Annotated in this window: 17 protein-coding genes; 14 read left to right on the top strand and 3 right to left on the bottom strand. The window is 22.3% G+C overall.

Annotated features, from left to right (window positions below):
* Positions 1–599 precede the first annotated feature (599 nt).
* The 3 genes from ABVS04_RS10210 (at position 600) to ABVS04_RS10200 (ending at position 3,826) form a co-directional block, all read left to right on the top strand.
* Positions 600–1,226: a hypothetical protein gene (locus ABVS04_RS10210; RefSeq protein WP_368030614.1), complete on the top strand. Its 627-nt coding sequence runs from the start codon at positions 600–602 to the stop codon at positions 1,224–1,226.
* Positions 1,227–1,294: 68 nt separating this feature from the next.
* Positions 1,295–1,903: a hypothetical protein gene (locus tag ABVS04_RS10205; protein ID WP_368030613.1), complete on the top strand. Its 609-nt coding sequence runs from the start codon at positions 1,295–1,297 to the stop codon at positions 1,901–1,903.
* Positions 1,904–1,921: 18 nt separating this feature from the next.
* The gene (locus tag ABVS04_RS10200; protein WP_368030612.1) at positions 1,922–3,826 is read left to right on the top strand and encodes a hypothetical protein; all 1,905 of its coding nucleotides are present in this window, start codon (positions 1,922–1,924) and stop codon (positions 3,824–3,826) included.
* Positions 3,827–3,867: 41 nt separating this feature from the next.
* Here the strand turns inward: ABVS04_RS10200 and ABVS04_RS10195 are convergent, their stop codons facing one another.
* A complete protein-coding gene (locus tag ABVS04_RS10195) occupies positions 3,868–4,419 on the bottom strand; it encodes a hypothetical protein (RefSeq protein WP_368030610.1) in 552 nt (183 codons plus the stop codon).
* 296 nt (positions 4,420–4,715) lie between these two features.
* Between ABVS04_RS10195 and ABVS04_RS10190 the strand changes: the two genes are divergently transcribed.
* The 11 genes from ABVS04_RS10190 to ABVS04_RS10140 all read left to right on the top strand — a co-directional run bounded on the left by ABVS04_RS10190 (position 4,716) and on the right by ABVS04_RS10140 (position 22,583).
* Positions 4,716–7,718: an AAA family ATPase gene (locus ABVS04_RS10190; RefSeq protein WP_368030609.1), complete on the top strand. Its 3,003-nt coding sequence runs from the start codon at positions 4,716–4,718 to the stop codon at positions 7,716–7,718.
* Positions 7,719–7,915: 197 nt separating this feature from the next.
* A complete protein-coding gene (locus ABVS04_RS10185) occupies positions 7,916–8,863 on the top strand; it encodes a helix-turn-helix transcriptional regulator (RefSeq protein ID WP_368030608.1) in 948 nt (315 codons plus the stop codon).
* Positions 8,864–8,880: 17 nt separating this feature from the next.
* A complete protein-coding gene (locus tag ABVS04_RS10180) occupies positions 8,881–14,124 on the top strand; it encodes a hypothetical protein (protein ID WP_368030607.1) in 5,244 nt (1,747 codons plus the stop codon).
* Between the two features lie 14 nt (positions 14,125–14,138).
* Positions 14,139–15,590, top strand: coding sequence for a hypothetical protein (locus tag ABVS04_RS10175; protein WP_368030605.1), 1,452 nt, complete (start codon positions 14,139–14,141; stop codon positions 15,588–15,590).
* The gene (locus ABVS04_RS10170) at positions 15,587–16,528 is read left to right on the top strand and encodes a hypothetical protein (RefSeq protein WP_368030604.1); all 942 of its coding nucleotides are present in this window, start codon (positions 15,587–15,589) and stop codon (positions 16,526–16,528) included. Before ABVS04_RS10175 ends, ABVS04_RS10170 begins: the two co-directional genes overlap by 4 nt.
* A gap of 138 nt (positions 16,529–16,666) precedes the next feature.
* A complete protein-coding gene (locus tag ABVS04_RS10165; protein WP_368030602.1) occupies positions 16,667–16,837 on the top strand; it encodes a hypothetical protein in 171 nt (56 codons plus the stop codon).
* Positions 16,838–16,938: 101 nt separating this feature from the next.
* The gene (locus ABVS04_RS10160; protein ID WP_368030601.1) at positions 16,939–20,220 is read left to right on the top strand and encodes a hypothetical protein; all 3,282 of its coding nucleotides are present in this window, start codon (positions 16,939–16,941) and stop codon (positions 20,218–20,220) included.
* 120 nt (positions 20,221–20,340) lie between these two features.
* A complete protein-coding gene (locus tag ABVS04_RS10155) occupies positions 20,341–20,559 on the top strand; it encodes a hypothetical protein (RefSeq protein ID WP_368030600.1) in 219 nt (72 codons plus the stop codon).
* Positions 20,560–20,581: 22 nt separating this feature from the next.
* A complete protein-coding gene (locus tag ABVS04_RS10150; protein WP_368030599.1) occupies positions 20,582–21,322 on the top strand; it encodes a metallophosphoesterase family protein in 741 nt (246 codons plus the stop codon).
* Positions 21,323–21,478: 156 nt separating this feature from the next.
* Positions 21,479–21,928, top strand: coding sequence for a hypothetical protein (locus ABVS04_RS10145; protein WP_368030597.1), 450 nt, complete (start codon positions 21,479–21,481; stop codon positions 21,926–21,928).
* Positions 21,918–22,583, top strand: a complete 666-nt coding sequence (locus ABVS04_RS10140; protein ID WP_368030596.1) for a nucleotidyl transferase AbiEii/AbiGii toxin family protein — start codon at positions 21,918–21,920, stop codon at positions 22,581–22,583. Before ABVS04_RS10145 ends, ABVS04_RS10140 begins: the two co-directional genes overlap by 11 nt.
* Positions 22,584–22,917: 334 nt before the next feature.
* Here the strand turns inward: ABVS04_RS10140 and ABVS04_RS10135 are convergent, their stop codons facing one another.
* Positions 22,918–23,313 carry a gamma-glutamylcyclotransferase gene (locus ABVS04_RS10135; RefSeq protein WP_368030594.1) on the bottom strand — a complete coding sequence of 132 codons (396 nt, stop codon included), beginning with the start codon at positions 23,311–23,313 and terminating at the stop codon, positions 22,918–22,920.
* A gap of 1 nt (position 23,314) precedes the next feature.
* Positions 23,315–24,016 (bottom strand): metallophosphoesterase, encoded by a 702-nt coding sequence (locus ABVS04_RS10130; RefSeq protein ID WP_368030592.1) that lies wholly within the window; start codon positions 24,014–24,016, stop codon positions 23,315–23,317.
* Positions 24,017–24,339 lie beyond the last annotated feature (323 nt).

Here is a 24,339-nt window from a genome sequence, read left to right as displayed (position 1 = left end):
AATTATGAATTAAAGTTTATCTAGTAATACTTTATGGATATATTTCTCAATTTCTAATCTATACCATTCGTAAGATTTTGGGTTTTTTACTAAAGTATTTATACCTTCATCATTTGATCTTTAAAGTATCTTTTGTTTTTTTAAGCACTATTGTTTCCTTGTAAGATATTTAACATGTTGATTAAAAGATTTTAATAGTTTTATATTTTTTTGTTTTACTATGTATGGTTTTAATCTTTCTATACCAAAGTATTTAATTGGAAAACTCTTCTTGTGTTAAATCTAGAGCAATACGCTCTGCACGTATCTTTTTACTTGCTAGTTTGGAAATTTTTGTTACACTATTTGAAATCACAAAGTAAAACCTTAAATATTTATTTTAATTGATATTATTTTAGTAATTAAATACTAAATAGTCTCTTGTATATTATTTTATGTTGCTAAAAGTCACCTAATATAAATTACTATTTTATTATTCTATTTTCAGAAATCTTAAAAAGAATCAAAAAATAATTATTGAAAATTCAAATATCACTTGGACAATACGTTGTCTATTAATATTTATACAATTAGATTATAAATTATTAAGAAGGAAATATATGAAAAATATAAAAAAAGCAATAGTAGGTTTATCTTTAGGCTTATCAATGTTATTGGTAGGTTGTGGAGACAGTGTTTATACAAAAGATCAATTAAAATTAGATAGTAACAAAAAAATTGTTTATGAAAAAGATGGTAAAACATTTGCAAATGGAAGTTTTAGTTATAAAACAGCATTAGAGGATGGGAAAATCATTTTAAATGATGGTTTGATTGAATCTGTAGTCATAAATAAAGGCACTGAAAAAATGGAAGCAAAATATAAAGATAGAAAACTATTATCATTAGATTTTGGTGAAAATAGTAAAATTGAATACTTTGATGATGGAAAGTTAAAATATTTAATTTTCAATGACAAACAAGTAAAAGGTGAAATCAAATTTAATAAAGGTGAAGAATTTCCTTATTATTTTCTTAATGAAGCTAAACCATCAAATAGTAGAGGAATATTTGAAAATGATATTTTGACTTTATCTCAATTAGACAATCAGCAAATATTTGAAACACATAAAAAAGACTCTAAAAGAACTCAAATGATTTTATCTCAAGTTACTGATGCAATGAAAACTCTTGCTAATACATTGAGTGAAAATGTTTATAATCAGGCATTAAAAGAGATAAACTAATTTATAAAGGACACAACGTTGTCCACTCATTCATATATACTTCTTAATATAAATTACGAGGAGTATATATGAAAACAAAACTAATCACAACACTTTGGATTTTAACAGCTTTGATGTTTACAGCTTGTTCCAAAAAAGAGTTATCTCAAGAAGAAAAAGATGAGATACTTCAAGAAAAAAAAGAGCAATCAAAAAAAGAGATAGAGTCGCTTCCTTCTTGGGTTTTAAATCCTGATATTGAAAATTCAATAAGTGCTGTTGGAATATCAAACTTTAGTAAACATGGACTTCATCCAATGCTAACAATGGCTGAAATGGATGCACGTGCAAAACTTGCAGGAAAAATAAATCTTATGGTTTCTCAATTACAACAAAAATCTATGAGAACAATGCAAATTGAAAATATAGATGAGCTTGAAGAGATTTTTACACAAGTTACAAAAGAGGTGATAAATGAAGTTTCTATAAGTGATGCAAAAAGAGTAAATATGTATCAAGGAAATGATGGAGCATTATATGTATTAATGACAATTGATAATAAAAATATTTCAAGTAGATTGAAAGGTGCATACAAAGAGCATATAAAAGATGCAAATATCTCTAAAGAGAATCTTAATAATGGAATGAATGTACTTGATGAAATGTTAGATAGTCTTGATAAAGAGTTAGAAAGATAATACTAAGGAATATAAAAAATGAAAAAATTTGTACTTTATAGTTTGCTTTTATTTGAAATTTTATTTACTGGATGTTCATCAAAAGATATTCAAAATCCAAAAAATATTGATGATATTTATGAACAAAAAGAGAATAAAAGATTTTTAAATATAAATATTGGAAATGAAGATATAAATTCATTAAAAATATTTTTGTCAAAAGATAATAAGATCAACTATATATGTACAAGTTCTGATTGCAATTTTGAAGATAGTTTTTCTGATGAAATTATTGTTTACCCAAATTCTTTTTATCCAAGCTTTCCAACAAATACTAAAAATATTCAATGTGGTGCCGGAAGTATGGGTGGACTTTTTATTTTATCTTCACAAATTGATATGCAAAACTACTCAAAACAAAATGAAAACTTATGTAATAATAGATTTACTAAACTTGATAGCACTCAAATTTTTGATAGAGTGGCAACAGGAATAGTAACTTTAGGAACATCACTACTTACGAGTGGAACTATGCATACAGTAAAATTTGATGAATATGCTTTTAGAGATGCAATTGTAAAATCAAATATAGATTATTATCAAAAAAAGCTTTTTAAAATATCTGATGTTAATAGTATGAAATTTGGTTTTGATGTTGTATATTTAAATAGTGAAGATATAAAAGAGCAATTAGAAGAGTATTATGAAAATTTGATTCAAAGGAAACATACAAGAGATGGCTTTATAATAATTAATGAAAATAGTAAACAAATATTGTCTATTGTGGATTTTAGAAAATATAACTCAAATGATTTAATACAAAATATTTCAAATGAAATAGAAAATATTTTTTCAAATATGCAAATTAAAGAAAATGAGTTACTTATTAAAGAAAATGATGTTTTAAGTTGGATTCCAAAACAAATACAAAAGCCTAATTTGCCAAAAATCCCAACACTCGTAAAAAATGAATTTGAAACAAGAGATGAGTTTAAACAAAGAGTTTTAAGTGCTGTAAAACAAAGAGAAGAATATATAAAAGATTTACAAAAACAATATAACTTAGATATTTTAAAAAGAAATGAATATATAAAAACTTTAGAAAATATTTATAATAACTATTTAAATAATATTTATAATGAGGCTAACAAAATAAAAAAATCTCTAAATGAAAATCTTGAATTGCTTGTAAAAATACTTTTTACACAAAATCTAAATGGTATTAATGCAAATGATTTTAAATATGATGCCCAAACAAATAGATTATATTTTGAAATGTATTCAAATAATCATATGCTAAGAAACAAAGCCTTTGCACAAATCCCAGTAGAAATTGCAAAGCAGATAAAAGAGCAAAATTCATACTATTTTGAACCAATAATTGATTATAAAAAAGGATTTGTATCTCTAAGAGGTTTTGAAATTATTGAGGAAAATAGTAGAAAAAGATACAAAATAAAATATACAAATATTGATTTTACACCAATTTCACAATCAGTTATTGTAAAAACAAATAAAGAAAATATACTTGATATTGAAACAAACAAAGAGTTCACAAAACTAAAACAAACAAGTTCTAGTATTGTAGATAATCAAAAAGAGTATTGGTATATAGATTTAGTAGATACTTTAAACTCAAAAGTTCCTAAATGGTTTTCAAATCCTAAATTTTCTGATGAAATTATTTCTTACGCTTCTGCTTCTACTTATGAAGAGGCTAAACTAAAAGCTTTAAATGATTTGGCAATTGCAAAAGAGGTAAAAATAAAATCAATAATGACTGCGCAAGTGCAATTTGATAATAGATTAAAAGAGTATTCTTCTTTAGATAAAAATATAATAGCAAATGTTGATATTACCTTTAAAGATAATGAATTTAAAGTTTTAAATCAAGAAAAAGTAGATGGGATTTGGTATATTAGTTTGATCTATATTGGGAAATAAATTCATTTTATACTAAACTTATTTTACTTTGGTGGTTAAAGCTAGGTTAATTCGCAATATCTAAATGTATAAAATAATTTGTCAGGAGATAGTATATATTTCTCTTTATTTGGATTATAGTTCATAAATATTTCTCTAAATTTATTTAATGATTTATCATTAACATACACTTCATTGTGATGAATAGAATAAGAAAAGTAATCTTCACTACGATAATAATCATTTTTGTTTATGTATCTAGTTTCTAATAAATCTTTTAACTTACTTGGCAAAGATATTTTTTCTATTTTAAACAAGCTTTTTAGAAAATAATATAGAAAATCACTTGAATTGTTTTTAGGTAATTCATATAAATATTGATTAGTTAATAAGATTTCATCAATAGATTCTATAAATTCCAAAGAAAAATCATTCGATTTCATTTCTAATCCATATTGATTAATATCTTTTTTTGATGAAATAATTAATTTATTTTTATTTTCATTTTTGGAAAATAATTCTAGTGAAAAACCATATAAAGATAAAATGTAAAATATTTTATATTTATTACAATCAATTTGATCAAAGTTAATTAAGATATTTAGTTTTTTCAAGTTAAATCCTTTTAATTTTATAACATTTTAATATTATTGGTGGACAACGTATAGTCTGTTTATATGTGAAATAACTGAATTTATACAGACACTATGTTGTCCATGAATTACAATATATTTTTATTATTTAAATATAAAAAGCTTTTTTATAAAGAAAAGTGATTATCAATCATAGTAATATTTCTAAAAATACATTTAAAGAGTCATTTTTTAGGAAAAAAAGAGATTATTTTTTATATGATTATTTTTTAGTAAGTTATATAAGTTATTTACTTATATAAAAATTTAGGGGTTAAATGAAAAATCTGTTTTTATATGCAAAATATCTGGCACATCAAAGAAAATCAAATATTTTAGAATTAGTTGATTTACAAATAGCTGCTAGAGATATGGTAGAGTTTATACTTGATGTTGATAAAAAGAACATTGATAAGTTAATTGAAAGATTTTTAGAAGTTGATTTATGGAAAGTTGTAATCTATAAAGAAAATGATAATAAAAAAGTATTAGAAAGCATAAAAATTGCAAAAAAAATGCAAGACTTAGTATGTTCTTTTGATGTGAAACAAATAGTAATGATATTAAATGATTTTGATATTTCAATAAATGGAAATCTTATATCATTGAAGAAAAAAGAGAAAGAAATAGAAAAATCATCTGATTTAATAGATCCTTTAACAAATGCAATAGAATTAAAAAAGTTTTTATCTTCAAAAATATATGGTCAAGATATGGCAATTAATGCTGTAGTTGATAGTGTTAAAAATAAAGTTGTAGATTCTACTAATATGCCAGCTCATATATTTGTTTTTTTAGGTCCTCCTGCAACTGGTAAAACATACTTTTCTCAACTAATTGGAGAGTATTTTGAGGATTATTCATATTTAGAACTAAATATGCAACAATTCTCAGGAGATAAAGATGGAATGAATTTATATGGTTCTGAATCAAATTATTCTACATCAACTCCAGGAAGATTAACTCAAGCAGTAAAAAATGATCCAAAAACAGTTGTTGTTCTTGATGAGTTTGAAAAAGCACATACAAATATACAAAAAAAACTTCTTACTATTTTTTCTGAAGGTCACCTAGAAGATATGAATGGTTGGCTTAAAGAGGAAATAAATGAATGGGAAATTGATTTAGAGGGAAGACCTCCTCAAAGAAATGATATTCCTTTTAATTCAAATGATGAAGAACATAAAAAAAATATTTCAAAAATAATTAGAAAAGTTGATTTTACTCAAACGATTTTTATGATTACTTCAAATCTAGGTTCAACTTTATACAATAATCATGAATTTTTGGATTGTTTAAAAACTGATTATGATAAAGCTGAAGTTATGATTATGCAGTCTTTACAAAAAGAACAAAAAAAAGAAGCTGATTCTGATGTTCCAGCTATTATTCCTGAAATGCTTTCACGATTATCTCAAGGTAAAATAGTTTTATTTAATAAGCTTGATTTTGATGATTTATTTAAAATTGCAAAAAATTCATTTGATGAAAAATTAATCCAATTTTTGAAACAAAATAGACATATAAAGTTTGAATCAAATGGTAAATTAGTAGAGTTTCTAAAATGTTTACTTCTAAAATTTACACCATTTATGGATATAAGAAGAATTAAATCAAAATTTTATGAAAACTTCTCAGATAAAATAAGTGATTATTTACTTGATAATGAAATGACATGGAAAGACATAAATTCTATAGATGTTAATTTATCAAAGAGTGTTTTAGAGTTTTTAGAAAAACAGATAAATCCTAAAATTGAAAATAAACTTTTATTAAAACATTTTTTTAGAAAGAATCTTACACTAGACATAAAATTTGATGTAAGAATTGATAAAGATGTAGAAATAAAAGAAGTAAATGATGAAATGTCTTTAATAAACAAAAAAACAATTTTTTGTAATATTGATAAAGTTTCTATCACAAAAGTTAATAAAATCGAAGATATGCTAGGTGATGGGGCTATATCTTTTGAAGTTCCTGATGTAAGTTTTGATGATATTGCAGGGCATGAAGATGTAAAAAATAGATTAAAAGAGATTGCAAATTTTTTGAAGTATCCAGAAAAACTTGAAAAATTTAAAGCAAAAATCCCAAAAGGTATGCTTCTATATGGAATACCAGGAACTGGAAAAACTATGCTTGCAAAAGCATTTGCAAATTATGCTGATGTACCTTTTATAGAAACAACTGCAAATGAACTTATGGATTTGAATTCTAATGGAATTTCTTTTATGAAAGAGGTATTTAGAAAAGCAAGAGATTATTCACCTTCTATTATTTTTATTGATGAGATAGATTCTTTTGGAAGTAGAAGTAAAGGTTCAGGAAAAGTTATGATAAATGAACTTTTAACTCAAATAAATGGTTTTTCAGATGATAATAGTATAGAAGAATCAGTTTTTATAATAGCCGCAACAAATTTTAAAGATGATATTGATGAAGCTATATTAAGACCAGGAAGAATAGAACTTCATGTGGAAATTCCAACTTTAGATATAAAAGGAAGAGAATATTTCATAAATAAGATTTTAGAAAAACCTTGTGAGAAAAACATATCTGTTTCAAAACTTATAATGTATAGTGCAGGAATGACAGGAGCTCAACTTGAAAAAGTATCAAATGAGAGTTCTTTATATGCTCTTAGACATGGTTTAGAAAAGATTTCTGAAGAGATTATTTTGGAGCAAATAAATATTGAAAAATATGGAAATAGAATAACTGGAAAACCAATTGAAGAGATGCTTGAACAAACAGCTTATCATGAAGCAGGACATGCTGTAATTTCAAAAATTTTAAATCCTGATATGAAAATAGAACAAATAACAGTTGCTGCTAGAGAAGATAGCCTTGGGTTTGTATCTTATGATAGTGAAAGTTTAAACACAAATCCTTCAAAAAAAATATTTGAAAATAAAATTTGTATTGCATTTGCAGGAAGAATTGCACAAATAAAAAAATTTGATGATAAAGGGCTTGATACAGGAGCTTCAAATGACCTTGCATATGCTACTAGATTGGCTTATTTGATGGTTACACATTTTGGAATGGATGAAGAGATGGGATATATAAATCTTAATGGCATTAAAGACAAAGATTTATATAAAGAAAAAATTGAAAAAAGAGTAGGAGATATCTTAAATAATCTAAAAACTCAAACTGAAGATTTAGTAAATACCCATTGGAAAAAGATAGAAAAGCTTGCAAAAGAACTTCTTAAAAAAGAAGTGATTCATGAAGAAGAACTTAATAAAATAGTTTTACCAATGAAAAAAACAATTTAATAAGTGCAAAAAAGAGTTATTACTTATGTAAATAAAAATACAAATGTAAGAGTTGATATAACAAAAGCAAATATTGAAGTGAAAATTATAATTTTATTTATGATACTCATTTTTTGGCCCTTGTTTTAATAATAACATAATAGAATATTACATTTAATTATAGACAGCATACTGTCCAATGAATTTTAGGAAAATAAATGTTTAGAAATTTACAAAAAAATAGTGATAAAGTAAAAAATAGTGATAAAGTTTTAACAAGATTGATATTTATCTTACAAAAGCTTTCTGTCAACGAACTACCAACTAGAAAAGAGCTTGCTGAAGAGTTTAATGTTAGTTCTAAAACTATTCAAAGAGATATAAATGAAAGATTGTATCATTTCCCTATTGAAGAGAACTCTTTAAAACAATTAAAATTTATAGATGGATTTTCCTTAAATAAGACAGATCTAAAAGAGAATGAAATGCTTTTTATTTATTTGTCTTTATCACAAATTAAAGATATAAATAAAAATTTCAAAAAAATTACTTATGATATTTTTACAAAATTATTAACTCCTAGCTTTAATTCATCTTATCATATAAAAGCAAAGGCATTTGAAAGTATAGATATGGATTCTGAATTTTTGAATAATATTGAAAAAGCTATCAAAAGTAAAAATCAATTAGCTTTAAAACTTAAAAATAGAAGTTTATTGATGGATCCATACAAAGTTGTAAGTTTTGATGGTATTTGGTATTTATTCGGAAAAGATTTGGATGACGAAAAGATAAAAACAGTTTTTATACATGAAATAGTTGATATGAAAATAAAAGCTGAAAAATTTCAATTAGATATACCTATTGATTCAATACTTGAAAATGTACATAGTGCATGGTTTGAAGATGGAAACTATATGGAAGTAAAAGTAAAAGTAAACTCAAATATTGCTTTTAATTTTAAACTAAAAAATATTTTACCTTCTCAAAAGATATTAGAAGAGTTTGAAGATGGTTCACTACTTATTCAATTTGGAGTTACAACTGAAGAAGATATAGATAATATCCTAAAAGCTTGGATTCCTGATATTGAGATTATTTCGCCTCAAAAATATAGAGATAGTTTTGTAGAAGAATTAAAAGAGTATTTGAGAATTTATGAATAAAGAAAAAGGAATATAATTTGAAAAAGATTGATTTAGATGAAATTTTATTTAAAAATCTAAGAGAAGATTACAATAAGTGCTTTGGTTTATTAAAGCTTCAAAATGGTTTTGACTATATGGAGTCAATGGTGAAATTTTTAGGTTGTCTAAGTATCTCTATAGTAAAAAATAGTGATAAAAATATTTATGAAAAGATACTACTAGAAAATTTTAAAATTTCACCTTCTTTAGGAGATTTTAAATCTTTAGCTACCATATCATTTTCTAAGAATAATAAAAAAAATACTTTTTTATTAAAAGATGATTTATATTGTTCAGTTGAAGAAGTTTTTATACAAAAAAACATATCGATTGAAGTTGATACTATCGAAAGTATATTAAGAGATATTAATGAAAATTCAATGAAAAGATATAATAATTTATGGTATTTCCTTGAAGAATACATAGTTGGTTTTAGAAATAAGATTAAAGGGCATGGTGCTTCTTTTAAGGAAAATGACCAAATTCAAGTTCAAAAAATTATGAAAAATATAAATTCAATTATTACTATTCTTGAACTAAAAATAAAAGAAATACTGAATTTAGAAGGATTGAATTTTTATATTTTAAGTAATAATGAATCAGATAATACATCAATAATGGATGTAATATGTGAATATGTTGGAAAAAAATATAATCTTTCTCCTTTCTTAATTTATTTGAAATGTACAATGTATTCTTGCCAAAATGAGCATAAACATAAACTATTCTTTTATAATGATGGACGTGCATCAAAATCATATTATTTAGATTATTGTTATAATCATTATTATTTCTCAAATCTTAATGAAGTTGAAAATAATCTTAAAAATATAGAAAAAATTGGTTATTTAAATAGTTCTTCAGATAATTACAGACAACAGAATTTATTAGATTCATTTATAGGTAGAGATTATGAATTAAATTTAGTTATAGAACATATCTTAAAAAATTATAAATTGAATAAATCAACAGCATTAACAATTATAGGAAATCCAGGAACTGGTAAATCAGCTTTTATTTCTAAACTTTTTGATGAATTAACAAACATTGATGTTTTAGAAAATAATGAGATGTGTACTTATATTTTCTATGCAAAAAAATTTGAAATGAGTGATAATGAAAATGATTTCTTTTATAACTCTTTGTCTCAATATTTTTCTAGTATTGGAATAAAAATGGCAAACTTTGACAATATTGTTAATATGACTGTGTTGGAAAAGTTAAAATATTTATTTTCAGAGTGTAAACTAAGATTAAAAGATAAAATTATTGTTTTGGCAATAGATGGTTTAGATGAATTTAAAAATCCTGAAGAGATATTATCAAATATTCCATTTGATATTATTCCCGATAACTTTAATATAATATTCTCAACAAGACCTTATTTAAATATTTTATCTGAATTAGAATACAAACTTCTAAATAGTAATTTATGTGTTCTTGATAAGGAAGAATATATAAAAACATCTGCATCAATAGTATTGAATCATTTAGAAAAGCATCATGTTGAATATTTAATAAATCAGGTTTTAACGAAAGATATAGAAAGAAATTCTATTGAATATAGAGAAATTCAAGATGAAATATATGAAAAATCTGAAGGATTACCTTTATATGTACATTTTATATCAAATAATTTAATTGAATTTAATCCATTATCAAAGAATATTAAAAATGAAGTTTTAAAATTTGCAAAATATTTACCTTCTGGTCTTGATAGTTTTTATAATACTGCTTTTAAAAATCTAGATACTATTTCATCTCAAATATTATATATTTTATACTTTTCATCAAAAAGTGTTGATATAGAATCTTTTTATCAATTGATAATAGCTATAAATTTTAAAATGGATAGAAAAGAATTCAAAAATAAATATTTTTCTAAAGTAGAAATTTTTTTAAAAAAAGATTTTTCAGATAAATATAGTTTTTATCATCTTTCAGTAAAAGAGGCAATAAAAAATTATTTTATAAATGATATTAAAAAAATAAATTTTGAAGAAACTATTAACTTAAACAATCAATTAGTAGATAAAAATTTTATTGATAATAGTTTTAAAGATATTTATTATCTAAAAGAAAATTCAGATTTATTTGCATTCTTATCTCAAATTAAAGATTTGATCTCTATAGATAATGAAAATAAATTTTTGGTGAATTATAAAGAATCTAATGGATTATATATATATTACCAATTTATTTTATTTAAGATTTTTCAAATTAATGATTATTTATTATCAAATGATATAAAAATTGAAATTAATTATATGGATAAAATGTTCAGAACAATAAAAAATCCAGAATTAGAAGATACAAAAAATTTTTTGATACTCTTATTGTTAACAAATAATTATGATTTACAGATATATTATTCTAATTATAATGAAAATCAAACATCAATTTATTTGATTAACTTATTTTTTCAAGATACTAAAAAATTAAAAGACACTATTTTTATGGTTAAAAATTCTGTTAGTAATGAATTAAAATTTATATTATGTATAAATAAATATTTATTACAAAACTGCATTAATGAAATATTTGAACTTTGGGACTCGATGGATAAATATAATAAAAATTTAGCTGCAATTGAGATTATTTCTATTATTCCTGAAAGTATTTATTGTGAAAGAATTATTGAAAATATTGATAATAAAAATAAAGTACTATGCTTTATAGAACTATTTAAAAATAATTATAATAATAAATATATTGATAATATATTTAATTTATTAGAAAATTGTACTAATGAAGAGAAAATTGATTTAATTAAACTTTTAATTGAAAAAATTGATATTAAAATTTTTGTTAATAAACTTTTAATATCAATATCAGATATAAAAAATAAAGATACACAAATTATTGAATTATTTGATTATTTGATAAAAAAAACTGGAAATAATAAGAATATATTAGATGATTTAGAATTGTTTATTAATGATAAAAATAAAAGTGAATTAAAATTTGAACTTTTGTTATCCTTATATAATATTACAGAGAATAACAATTATTTGGAGCAAGCTATTAACTGTATAGATTTTTCAAGTAATACTAAAAAAGAAAATGGAATATCTAGATTATGTGAAAAAACACAAAATATAGATTACTTAATATATCTAGACAATGAAATAATGCAACTAAATATTTTAAGTAGGATTTCCTTTATTAGCAATAAAGAAGATGTACTTACAAAAATTAAAAAATTTATTTTAGGAAGAAATTATAAAAAATATGGAGAATTAAGTGAAAAATTTATAGATAAAATTCTTAAAGATTGTAATAAAGATTTATCTATTAGTTTCCATGAACGGTTATTGAAAGATTTAAAATTAGATGATAGACATCCAGATCATACTTTAATTATTGATTGTTTAGATATAAAAGAATCATTTTCTTTAATGAATAAATTAAATAATGATTTCTTCAAAGTAAAAGACTTTTTATTAAAAAATAATTTAAAATTCCATGAATATATATGGGAATTTGATTTAGAAAAAAAAGAGTTAATAAATTTTATAAAAAATATTGATGATAAAGATACTTATCTAACTTTATATTATTTAAGTATAGAAAAAATAAGAAAAAATAAAAGAGATAAAAATCTAAAAGAGATATTTTTAAGAGATAAGTTAAATAATAAATATAATCAAATTTTAGATTTTGAAATAGAAGAAAAATCATCATTGATTTACACAAAAATTGTAAATATTTCTGATATTAATTTAGCATTTGAACTTTATCCTCAAATAGAAGATATTAAAATAAAGATATATACTTTGTTATATTTATTTAAATATACAAAAGATATAAATTTTCTAAAAGAAATTTTTACAATAACTAATGTTGGTAAATATAGTGATTTATTATTAAACGTATTCAAATTGACAGATAATTTAGAAATTCTTGAATTAACACTAAATATAATTATTGAGAAAAATGAATTTAGTGATTCATTAATTAATTATTTAGCTCAAATTATTGAAAATTGTAAAGATGAAAAAATAAAAGAAAAGATAATACTTTTTTTACAAAAAAGAAATGATTATATTGATGATACATATTATAATTTTTTTATGAAGATTAATAATACGGATGTTAAGTGGAAAATATTAAAAGAAATTAGAAATATTTTATCTGAAACTTTATTTGATGAATTAGTTGATGATATTATTCAAACTTCAAATAATAATGAACTTTTACAAGATATATTAGACTCATATCTTGATTTAAATAATTTGAGTTTTTTATTGTTATCTCAAAAGTTAAATAATTTTGAATTGTTTAATTTAATTTGTGAAAAAAATCTTTATTTACCAGATGATGTAATAGTTGATTCTTTATATTCTTTAGATTTTATTGAAATGGCAACGAATATTAAAAGACCGTTTGGAAATTATTTATTTTTAGATTTATTAGATGAAAAAATTAAAAATATAATTCATTTAAAAGAATTAGCAAATGGCGAGATGCTTAATAGAAAAAAAAATATTGTATTAAAAAATATTATATCAGAAGAGGAAAACTTAAAAGAAAATTTAAAATTAATTAGATTTTTAAATATTTCAAACAAAAAAAACATTTTTACAATATTATTTAGATATATCACTGATATGAAAACAAAAATGTTAGTTCTTAATTATATTGATGATGATAAATTCAAAGAGCAACTTTTTGTTGATATTGTTGAAGATTTAAATGTAGAAAAAATTGTTGAATTATTAAATGATAATCTCAATAATATAAATATTAAAACTATTTTATATAAAAAATTAAAAAAGATGAATATATTAAATTATCAGATTGAAAATATTGAAGATATTTTTATAAAAGCAAAATTAGAATTTGATTTAATTAATAAAAAAGATAAAAAATTTGATAATCTAACAAATATTAATAATATCGTAGTGAAATTATATGAATGTATAAATTTTAATTTTCAAGAAATTTCATCTTATGTGGGGTATGTTAATCCAGAAATTATTTTAAATAATCATTATTCAAATAAGAAAATTGAAAGTGAATATAATGAAGTTCTCTTTGATTTTATTAAATTAAAGGAATTAAGAAATAAAGCAGAAAGTTTAAATGATGAAGATGAATATGATGATATTGTAAAAAAAGCAGAGAAATTAAAAGATATTATTCTTAGTAATGCTGAAATAAAAGAAAAATTTATATATGAATATAATTTAAGTGAATTAAAACTAAAAAAAACAAATTTATTAGATTTAAATATATAAAACAGGTAAACATAATGACTAGACAAGAAAAATTAAGCGAAATAGGTAAATTAAAATTAAGTGAATACTCTTTAAAAATGATTATTCCTTGTCCTCATAATTTTTATGATAACAATATAAATGTATTTAGTAAAATTAAAGATTGGGAAATATTAAATAAATCTACTGATAAAAAAGCTTTTAATGCTTATAATATCAAAACTTATATTTATGGTAATGTTGTTCCTGAATTAAATGATAATAATTCAAAAAGATTTTTAGATAAAAACAAAACTGTTATCTTGACAAAAAAGTTAGATGATGGATTTAAACTAAAAGATTTTAAATTTAATATTTCTGAATTGCACCTATGTATATTTGATGAGCATATTGCATTTTTTTCTTTGGAAATAAAATTAGAAAATTTTACTGAATTTCCAATTGATGAAATCTCTGAATTTCATCAATTAATTAGACAATATAAGTTTTTTAACATAAAAGCTATTAATAATAAATATAAAGAAATAACATCTAGTGGATATGATGAGACTAGTGAGTTTATAGACTATTTATTGAATTTAACAAATATTGAAAATAAATCTTTTTTAAATATTTCTTTAGATGATTGTAAATTCAAATCTACAAAAAATCAAATAAATGAAACTTATCATATTTATAATTCCACTACAAATGCAAAATTACTTATTGGAATGCAAACAAAAGCAACTCAATATTCAGATGGAAAAGAGATTGAAGAGTTAGAAGAAAATGAACTAACATTTGTTTCAACAAATAATGTATCTATTTTAGAAGAAGCTACTTTTTATATAGCAACTTGTTCATCATTAAGTCCAAGAAAAGATTTCACACCAAATGATAACTATATTTATGATTGTTTATCTAAAAATAAACTAAGTCTATGGAAATACTCATTAGGTGTAATACTTCACGATAATGCAGTCTTTTTAGGTCTAAATAAAGATGGCGGAAATGTAATTGCTAATGTAAATAGTTCGTTTTATTTTATCTATATACTAAATCTCTATATATACAATCAAGTAAAATATTTAGAACACAAGATTATTGATTCGTCCTTTGAATCAGTAGAAATAGATTATTACTATGAACAATTGCAGAAATTAAAGAATCAATTTATTTCAGATGAAGTGGCAATAAAGTTTCAAGAAAATGAGTTAAATAGTGTTATATCAAAAGCTCTTAAAATTGATGATTCTCTAGAACAAGTTAGTAATAATCTTCTAGAAACTAAGGAAATATCACAAAATAATAGAACACTTATTTTAGCTATATTAACTTATCCTCTAATCAATAATTTTATACCTTTTGACTGGATTGCAAATAATATAATTTTATCTTCAATATTTGGAGTGATTGGATTAATTGCTATTTATTATTTGATTTCAAAAAGAAAGAAAATAAAAAAAATGTATTACAAAAGAAATTGGTTTAAAAAAGTATTCGGATGATTTTTAGTTTTATAAAAGCAGGACTAGAAGTAAATTCAAATGAAGATAAATTATATTTAGATGTGGGTAATAAATTATGTTTAGGAATAATAGATCATCATCAACTATCAACTATAAAAAAAAGTGCTACAAGTTTAGTTTTTGAGAATCCAAACTTTATTCCTAATAATCTAAAAAAAATTATTGTACATAATTCCCCTGATTTGGATTGTGTAGCATCTTCATATTTGGCTAGTTATTATTATCAGTTTAAAGAATTTCCAATTTTTGCAAAATCCTTATGTGAATTTTTAGATAAAAGTGATTTTGGATTAAAACTTGAAAATAGAATAAATTTAAGCTCTTTATTTTCTATTATTAAATCAAAATGTAAAAATGATTCGGAATCAATAATATTAGGACATAAACTAATTGAAGATTTATCTAAAATTGGTTTTGATAGTGGGGAAATATCTCTAAATTATGAAAAATATAAAAATGAGATTGAGAATGATATTACTATTTTCAATAAAGATTTAATCTCTTCAAATATACTTATTTCAAAACTTTTTAATAAATATACGAAAAATTATGAACCTACAAAAGGCTTAATTTTAAAAAGTCCTAATAGTAAACTTTTTAAATATTGGGCAAGAGATAGTGGATATGATTTATTAATTGTTCAATTAAATAAAAGACGTATAGTAATTTCATTAAAAGGTGATAGTTTTTACACTCTTGAGGGATTAGGAAATAAATTAAATCAATTAGAAGATTTAAAAAGAAAAGAATTAAATATTATACTTAATGAAGAAAATAGAGAAGGTTACAATATTCCTGATCCTTGGTATGATGGAAGAGCACATGAATTTACCATTATTGATAGCCCAAGAAGAGGAACAGAGCTAAGTATAAAAAGAATAAAAGATGTTTTAAAGATAGAAGATGGAGAAAAATAGAATGATACTAGAAGAGTTTTTAAAAAATTTGGGTTTAGAAGAATATATCTTAAAATTTAAAAATGAAGAGATAGAAGATATAGATGTCAAACAGTTAATCATTTAAATAAAAAAGAAAAAATAGTTGAATTAGAATTTATGTCAAAAGAAATTATGGAAATATTAAAAAATAAATTTCAAAATGAATTTCTTGAACAAATGGAAATTATCCATAATGGTTATATAAGTTTAAAAGATACTGTGGATAGTTTTGATAATGAAAAGTATGAAATATTTTTTAATGTTATATTAGTAAATATGAAAATATAATATTTAACTCATTATTTTTAAGTGGATTAATAAACAATAGAAAGTTATTATTAGTACTTTCAAATATAAATTGTGAAATTATTAAGAATATAAGGAAAAAAATGCAAAATTCTTTACTAGAAATATATATATCTAAAATTGAGTCTAAGTTTTTTACAAGTAAAAGCTCTAATTTAGAGAATCTTTTTAAAACCATTAATTATATTGAATGGGGAGTTAAAAGTTTAGTAGCAATATTGATGATTTATATTGAGAAAAAACTTCCTCGAGATATAAATTTTGAAACGAGATCCCTTATTTCAAGTTTAGATGGAGCAAGAAGTTATGGTGACTGGATAAGTGCTTTAGATAGAATCAATAATTTATTTGAAAACTTAGAATATAAAGAATCTTCAAATATGAGTAAAAATATTAAGATACTTTTAAAAGCAATAGATGATGTTAGACTTATAAAGATAAGAAATTCTCTTATAGGACATGGAATTTATGATGAGAAAGGTATTGTTTATAAAAAAGCTTTAAATGAAATTAATTCAAGTGAAATTTGTAGAAGTATTAAAAATATTTTATTATCATCAATGAAAATAATTGACTTATCAAAGAATATAATGCCCTATTTAATCATAGAAGAAGGTTTTATAGGTATTCCAAATTCTATTACGTTAACATCTTTTCCTTCAAAGATTGAATATATAGATTATCTTAATGGAAAGATAAAGTTTATAATTGAACCTTTTGGTAAAGACTTGATAAAAATACTTACTTCAAAAAAATATATCAAGGATGATAGTGGGTATTTAGAAAAATTATTACTTAATCAAAAAGAAGAAATTTCATCTATTTTTGTTAATCCTGAATGTTTCTATGAAAATTTGAATTCCTTATTGTCTAATTATAATTTAATTAGAGTTATAGGACAAAAAGGTATCGGTAAAAGTTCTCTCGCATATATGTGTGAGGAAAATCTAATTTTTACAAATGAAATAATTCTACTTCCGCTAAGTAATGGTTTATGGAAAAGTAAATATTATTTTTTTAAGAAATTATCAAATAGCATTGGTCATCCAGTAGAAAATTGGGAAGATTTAAAAAATATTATAAAAGAAATGCAAAATAACATTCCAATAGTAACTGTTGTTCTAGATGGAATAGATGAAGTAAAAAGAAATGAAATTAACTTTATTTTTGAGATTATTGAAGTTTCTTTAAAGAAAAAAAATATTAATTGGATTTTTTTTGGAAGAGATGATAGTGAGATAAACAATGAATTTTCAGATTTTTTTAAAATAAATAAAGATATCACTACTCTTGAAATTTCTACATCAAAAGAATATTATATAAAAGGTCTATATAAATGGATAGATGCAAATGTTAATGATGAGTATAAAGAAGATGCAAAATTTTATATTGAAAATTTAAATAAAACTTTTTTAGATTTAAAAAATTGGAATCAACTCAAAAAGTTTAAATGTAATATAAGTGATGAAAAAATAGATATTGAAAATGTTATCAATAGTATTTATGCAAAAAATAAAGATAGTTTACCTTTCAAAATGGCAATTTTAATTTATATAGTTAATAAACCTCTTAATATTTGGGAATTGAGTACTCTTTTACTAAATAATGAAAAATGGAAAGATTGGTTTTTGATTAGAGAGAAAATTATTGAATATGGATTTATGTTTAATAAAATAGGAGAAGAATTTTCTTTAGCTCATATTGAATGGGGAAGAGTTTCTTTAAAAATATATTTAGAAAATAATGATAAAAGTTGGTTTTTTGGAGTTATAGAAAAGATTTATTTTCATTATACTGAAGAAATAAATTATGATTTAAAGAATCCTTCTTCTTTGAAAAGTTTTTGGGAAAAGAATTTTTTTAATCTTTGTTTATATATGAATAAAAAAATGATTAAACAATTTCTTTATCCTGATGATTTTAAAAATAGTATTTTTGTTGGAATAGAGAAATTATATCTTGAGATGAATATTAGTGATGATAAATATCTTTATCTATATGAATCTTTAGAAAAAATTTATGATAAATTTGAAATCATAGACTATCGATTCTTTAAATTATTTTTGATTTTATTTAATTGTCCAAATAGGAATATTCAATGGAAAGCGTGTGAATTTTTTTATCAATTGAATTTATCTGAAAAAGAATCTCTTAATTTGATTGATTACTTATTAAGTGTATTAGACAATTTTTTAGAAGAGTTTAATACTTATGAATTCTCAGCTCAAAGGAAGGGATCTATAGCAAGTTCTCTATTATCAACTATTTTAGAAATTGCAAAGGTTAAAATTGATGAAAGAGATTGGAAAAATAGTTTACAATTAAAAAAATTATACTCAATATCAAGAAATATTTTACAAGAAAATAAACTAAAATATCTTGCAAGATTTATTGAACTTTTATTAAATGATGATGAAAATTTAGAATTAAATAATAAAGTATTTTATGAACTATATATTACTAAACAAAAAGAGAATGATGAATATCTTATAAATTTTTTAGAAGAGAATATTAATAAAAAAAATATTTTAACTGATTATTTTATAGAAGAAAAACTTTTATCAGAAGATTGGAACATCCGTAGGTCTTTTATACAAAATGCAATTTTTCAAAAAAATATTGGAATAAAAATTGCTGAAAAATTGTTAACAAATTTACAAATAAGAGGGAAACTATTAGGAGATAAAGATCCTTATGTTAGGGATTCTTTATATAAATTGATAGAAAAAAATATATCAGTTTTTTGTTTTGACAGAATTATACAAAATAATTTAGAAAAAAAGTTAGATAGAATTAATAGTATTAGTGTTAAAGAACAAAAATTTCTTTTTGATGGAAAATCAGAAAAAGATAAATTAGAAGAAATCATAGAACTTATGGATGCAAATAGCTTGAATGATATTTTAGGAAGTGTAATCATAATAGAAGGGATAGATGGATTATTGTTTCATAAAAAAACTGAAGGCTATAAACCTGAAAAATATGTAGGTAAATTAGGACTTTTAGGTGGAAATTATGAAAAGGAAGATAAAACACCTACTGAAATTATTTTAAGAGAATTAAATGAAGAGGTTAATGATGATGAAATCATTAGCAATATAATAGAAAATTTAATATATGAAAAATGTTTTTTAATCAATGATGTATCAAGAAAAATTACAGGAAAGGTTTACCTTTATAGTTCAAAAATAAATAGAAAATTAAAAAATATAAAAATTAATGAAGGGGAATTAGTAATTTTAGAAAAAAATGATTTATTCAAATATGAATATATTTGGTGTCATGAATTTATGATTAATACTTTTTTTGATAAGAAATATATAAAGCCAAATGATGAATGTTTTGTAAAAGTTTTGATTAATTAAATAAGAATGAAGATATTGCAGAAGAACACTCCTAAAATTTAAAGATAAAACTATTCAAAGTAGACACACTGCTGTCCATCAAGTAAAGTAAAATTTCCTATACTAAAAAAAGGAAAACAAATGGAAGCAAATTTGAAAGTTCATGTACAGTTTGGATATGACTATTTTTACATAGATTATAATAAAAAGAAGATTTTTGCTAATTCTTCTTGGGATGGCACTTTAACAAAAGACTTAGGTTCTTTTAGTGATGAATATGATTTAAAAGAAAAAATTGGAAAAGCAGTAGGAAAAAGTAAAAGTTTCTATTTTGAAAATCCAAAAAAGTGGGATTGTTAACTTAAAGAAAAAGGAGCCGTAAATGAAAAGTAAAATTATTATCTACGGCGACTTACATGGTTGTTTAGATGAGTTCTTAGCTCTTAGAAATAAAATAAACCCTTCTTTAGATGATAGAGAGATCATAATTGGTGATATTTTAGATAAAGGACCATTTCCCATAGAACTTCTAAGGTTTCTAAGAGAAAATGGTATTGACTCAATTATGGGAAATCATGAAGATAAATATCTTCGATACAAAAAACATTATGATGCATTTGTAAAACAAGGTATTGAAATACCCATGGGATTTAGTGATGAAAAGTTAGCTATATTTAATAGTTTGACTGAAGAAGATTTTGAATACTTAAAGTCATTACCATATTATAAAAAGATTGATAATCTTACCTTAGTTCATGGCGGTATTACTAATAATATGAATTTAGATAAGTTATCAAATAAAAATTTGAAAATTCTACTTAGATTAAGATTTCTTCAAGAAAATAATATCATGTCACATACAGCCCATAAAAATAAATACAATGTAAGATGGTCAGAGCTTTATGATGGTAATCAAGGCATAGTTATTTATGGCCACGAAGCTTATGAAAATGTAAGATATGATAAATATGCGATAGGAATTGATACAGGATGTGTATATGGAAATATCTTAAGTGCAATAGTTGTAACAGATACAAAAAATCCTATGGAAAATCATAAAATAATTCAAGTTGATGCAAAAGCTACTTATAGAATTAAACTAGAAGAAAATGAAGTAGATTAAAAAAGAATAATTAAACGTCTCAGAATAAGACTTCAATAAACTTCTCATAAACTCAATATTTAAAGACTTTAAAAGAGAGAAAAATTTCAAAAGTTTGTTTATTGACATTGTAGGCGATATTCGCCTATAATAATAAAAAACTAGAAAGGTACTAGTATGACTCAACAACAAATAAGTAAATTATTAGATGTACCAGATAGAACTTTAAGAGATTGGAAAAAAAATCGACAAAGATTATATAATCTTTTAGAATCTCTTGAATATGATGAAGCAAAAGAAAAAATAAATGCTGTAGATGTAAATGATATAATTGTATTTGAACCAGATAAATATTCTTATAATCTTTTTTGGCAAACAAATGAAAAAAGTGAACAAAAAGTTTATTCAATTATCTCAAACTATCTCTCAACAATGAATGATAATGATATAAAAACTTTATGTAAAGAGTTTGGTAAAAATATAGTTAAAAGTGTTTTAAAAGATAAATATAAAAAAATGTATACAAAAGGTTTTATATCTACAAATGGAATGGATATTCCTCTACGTGGTAAATATGAACAAAATGATATGTATAAACAACTTCTTGGAATGATAAATGACTACTAATGTGAAAGAAGTATTAAATAAAATTTGTAATGATAATATATTTAACAATGAGCTGTATTTCATAGGAGGTGCAGCATTAGCTTACTATTTAAATCATAGAATTTCCGAGGATATTGATATAGTATCTTCAAAAGCTTTACCATATCAAGAAATTATTCCTAGTATTACCAAACTAGGAGCTACAAAAATAAAAGATGAAAATGTAACAGCACTTAGAATGGCTGGATTATTTCCTGATGAATATATGATAAAATTTGTACTTGATAATGTAAAACTAGAATTCTTTCAAGCTAATAGAGCTATTCAAAAAGAGATATTAACTCAAGCAACTTTCAATAATTTTGAAAATTCAAAGTTAAAAATACTAGATTTAAAATCCATTGCTAAATTAAAACTTGTTGCTTTAATAATGAGAAATAAATCAAGAGATTTATTTGATTTTGGAAGTTTACTTGAACATAAAGTACTTTCAATCAATGAAATAATTGATTTATTTTCTAAAATAAATAATGAAATTAAATCAGTAGATGACTTAATTGATTTCATAAAATCAAAAAAAGAGCCAAAAGATGATGAATCTGTTTATTTAAATGAAAAAGATAGAATCAATTTAAGTTTTGAAGAAATAAAAGAACAAGTGATAAATAAATTATAATTTCTAACATTCAAGTTTAATTCACTTAAAACTTAGATATAAAAATAGTACGCTAGTATATTTTAATGAATAGGCTGAAAATTTTATTTTGTGTTTATATATTCTAGATTAGACAACTAAGATAACTGGATAAGTCTAAATTTAGGGCCTTTTATAAGATTAAACCTTGAATTATTACTTGGATAACTAAACTAAATATTCTAATAAAATTTCATTTTAATCGTGTTAAAAACCGTGTTATATCTTTATTTTTTATTCTTAAAATACTTTATTATAGGTTTTTTGAAGACTAGTAGACATAGCTTATTGTTTACCTACTAATAATTAAAAAATTTCAATAACAAAAATCATCCACCCACTCAATAATAGGATTACTTAAATCAATTGCATTAGGATTTGTTTCTTCATTTTTAAAATAGACTAAGGCTTTTACTATTTGTTTATTTTCAAGTTCTACATTTATAAACTCTTTTAGGTATAAATCAGGGTAGCCTTCTAAATCATCTAATCTATTTAGTATTATTTTTGAATTTGTTTTAAAAACTTCTCCTTTAATTTGATGATTTTTTTCACTTTTTATTAAAAAAGGATATCCATTCCCAATGCAAGGATACATTTGATATTTCTCACAAGTAATTGCTGATGAAACAAATATTGCATCATCTAAAAAGTATGAGTTTGAGAATCCTCTTTTTAATGTTCCATAAGTAAAAATATATGTCTCTTTCATATTAAACTCCTTCTATATTTTCTTGAGTATAAATATTCATACTAGGAAACTCCAAAGCACAAAGTCTTGGATTTGGTAATTTACTTTCATCTTTTTCATGGTAACAGCCCAAATCAATTGCACAACTATATTCATTTATTACAGGTGCAGAAAAAATAGTATGACCAAATACATTGAATATCTCTTTGTTATTGGAGTTTTTATATCTACTGTAAAGTAAATGACTTTCAAACTCTTCAATATCATCTTTATCTTTACTATCTCTTTTATCCCATACTTTTCCAATAGCTGAATGAGAAACTACTAAGTATCTATTATCAGTTGTTTTATAATCTTTATATTCAAGATATAAAGGAAGAGTTTTTATAAAATCATATTGTTTATAATACTCATTTTTACAAGTGTATGATTTTAAAGTTTCTTCACCACCACAATTAAAAAGCCAATGTTTTGAATTGGATAAATCTTCATTTTCTTTAGAAGGAGCAAATTCTAAAAACATCTCTTCATGATTACCTAATACGCAATCATAATTATTATCCATAATAAATTTAACAACTTCACAAGAACTAGCTCCTCTATCAATTAAATCTCCAACAAAAACTATTTTAGAGTTTTCTTTATTTGGAAATTGATTTATTAAAGCTTTTAAACTTTTGAAGCAACCGTGGAGATCGCTTATTATATATATTTGATTTTGCACTGTAAATCCTTTGTAAATTTTTTGATTGTTTTTATAATTAGAATTTAGTTAATAAAACAGAAAAATAATAGCAAAAATATTGTTTAAAATATAGGGTAGAATTTTCAATGAATTTAAGTCAGTAAAACATTTCTTATTAAATGTATTTATTCTTCTTGAAGTCCCTTTTTATAGTATGTAAGACTAAAAATATTTGTATTAATAGCATATTTATATCAATGAAAAGATCTCTTTAATTAGTTAAAAAGAACTTAAAATTACAAATTTATTAATTTTGAGCTGCACCTAATTTTATCAAAATAATAGTCATTTATAAATCTAAA

Source organism: Arcobacter sp. s6 (genome assembly GCF_040884245.1).
In the GTDB taxonomy this organism is placed as follows: Bacteria; Campylobacterota; Campylobacteria; order Campylobacterales; family Arcobacteraceae; genus Aliarcobacter.
This window is presented reverse-complemented; position numbering and strand designations above follow the sequence as displayed.

Bases quoted from the DNA above. Each gene is read 5' to 3' on its own strand.
- ABVS04_RS10145 (WP_368030597.1), top strand. From the start codon at position 21,479: ATGACTCAACAACAAATAAGTAAATTATTAGATGTACCAGATAGAACT.
- ABVS04_RS10190 (WP_368030609.1), top strand. From the start codon at position 4,716: ATGAAAAATCTGTTTTTATATGCAAAATATCTGGCACATCAAAGAAAA.
- ABVS04_RS10135 (WP_368030594.1), bottom strand. From the start codon at position 23,313: ATGAAAGAGACATATATTTTTACTTATGGAACATTAAAAAGAGGATTC.
- ABVS04_RS10160 (WP_368030601.1), top strand. From the start codon at position 16,939: ATGCAAAATTCTTTACTAGAAATATATATATCTAAAATTGAGTCTAAG.
- ABVS04_RS10150 (WP_368030599.1), top strand. From the start codon at position 20,582: ATGAAAAGTAAAATTATTATCTACGGCGACTTACATGGTTGTTTAGAT.
- ABVS04_RS10155 (WP_368030600.1), top strand. From the start codon at position 20,341: ATGGAAGCAAATTTGAAAGTTCATGTACAGTTTGGATATGACTATTTT.
- ABVS04_RS10165 (WP_368030602.1), top strand. From the start codon at position 16,667: ATGTCAAAAGAAATTATGGAAATATTAAAAAATAAATTTCAAAATGAA.
- ABVS04_RS10140 (WP_368030596.1), top strand. From the start codon at position 21,918: ATGACTACTAATGTGAAAGAAGTATTAAATAAAATTTGTAATGATAAT.
- ABVS04_RS10200 (WP_368030612.1), top strand. From the start codon at position 1,922: ATGAAAAAATTTGTACTTTATAGTTTGCTTTTATTTGAAATTTTATTT.
- ABVS04_RS10210 (WP_368030614.1), top strand. From the start codon at position 600: ATGAAAAATATAAAAAAAGCAATAGTAGGTTTATCTTTAGGCTTATCA.
- ABVS04_RS10170 (WP_368030604.1), top strand. From the start codon at position 15,587: ATGATTTTTAGTTTTATAAAAGCAGGACTAGAAGTAAATTCAAATGAA.
- ABVS04_RS10175 (WP_368030605.1), top strand. From the start codon at position 14,139: ATGACTAGACAAGAAAAATTAAGCGAAATAGGTAAATTAAAATTAAGT.
- ABVS04_RS10205 (WP_368030613.1), top strand. From the start codon at position 1,295: ATGAAAACAAAACTAATCACAACACTTTGGATTTTAACAGCTTTGATG.
- ABVS04_RS10185 (WP_368030608.1), top strand. From the start codon at position 7,916: ATGTTTAGAAATTTACAAAAAAATAGTGATAAAGTAAAAAATAGTGAT.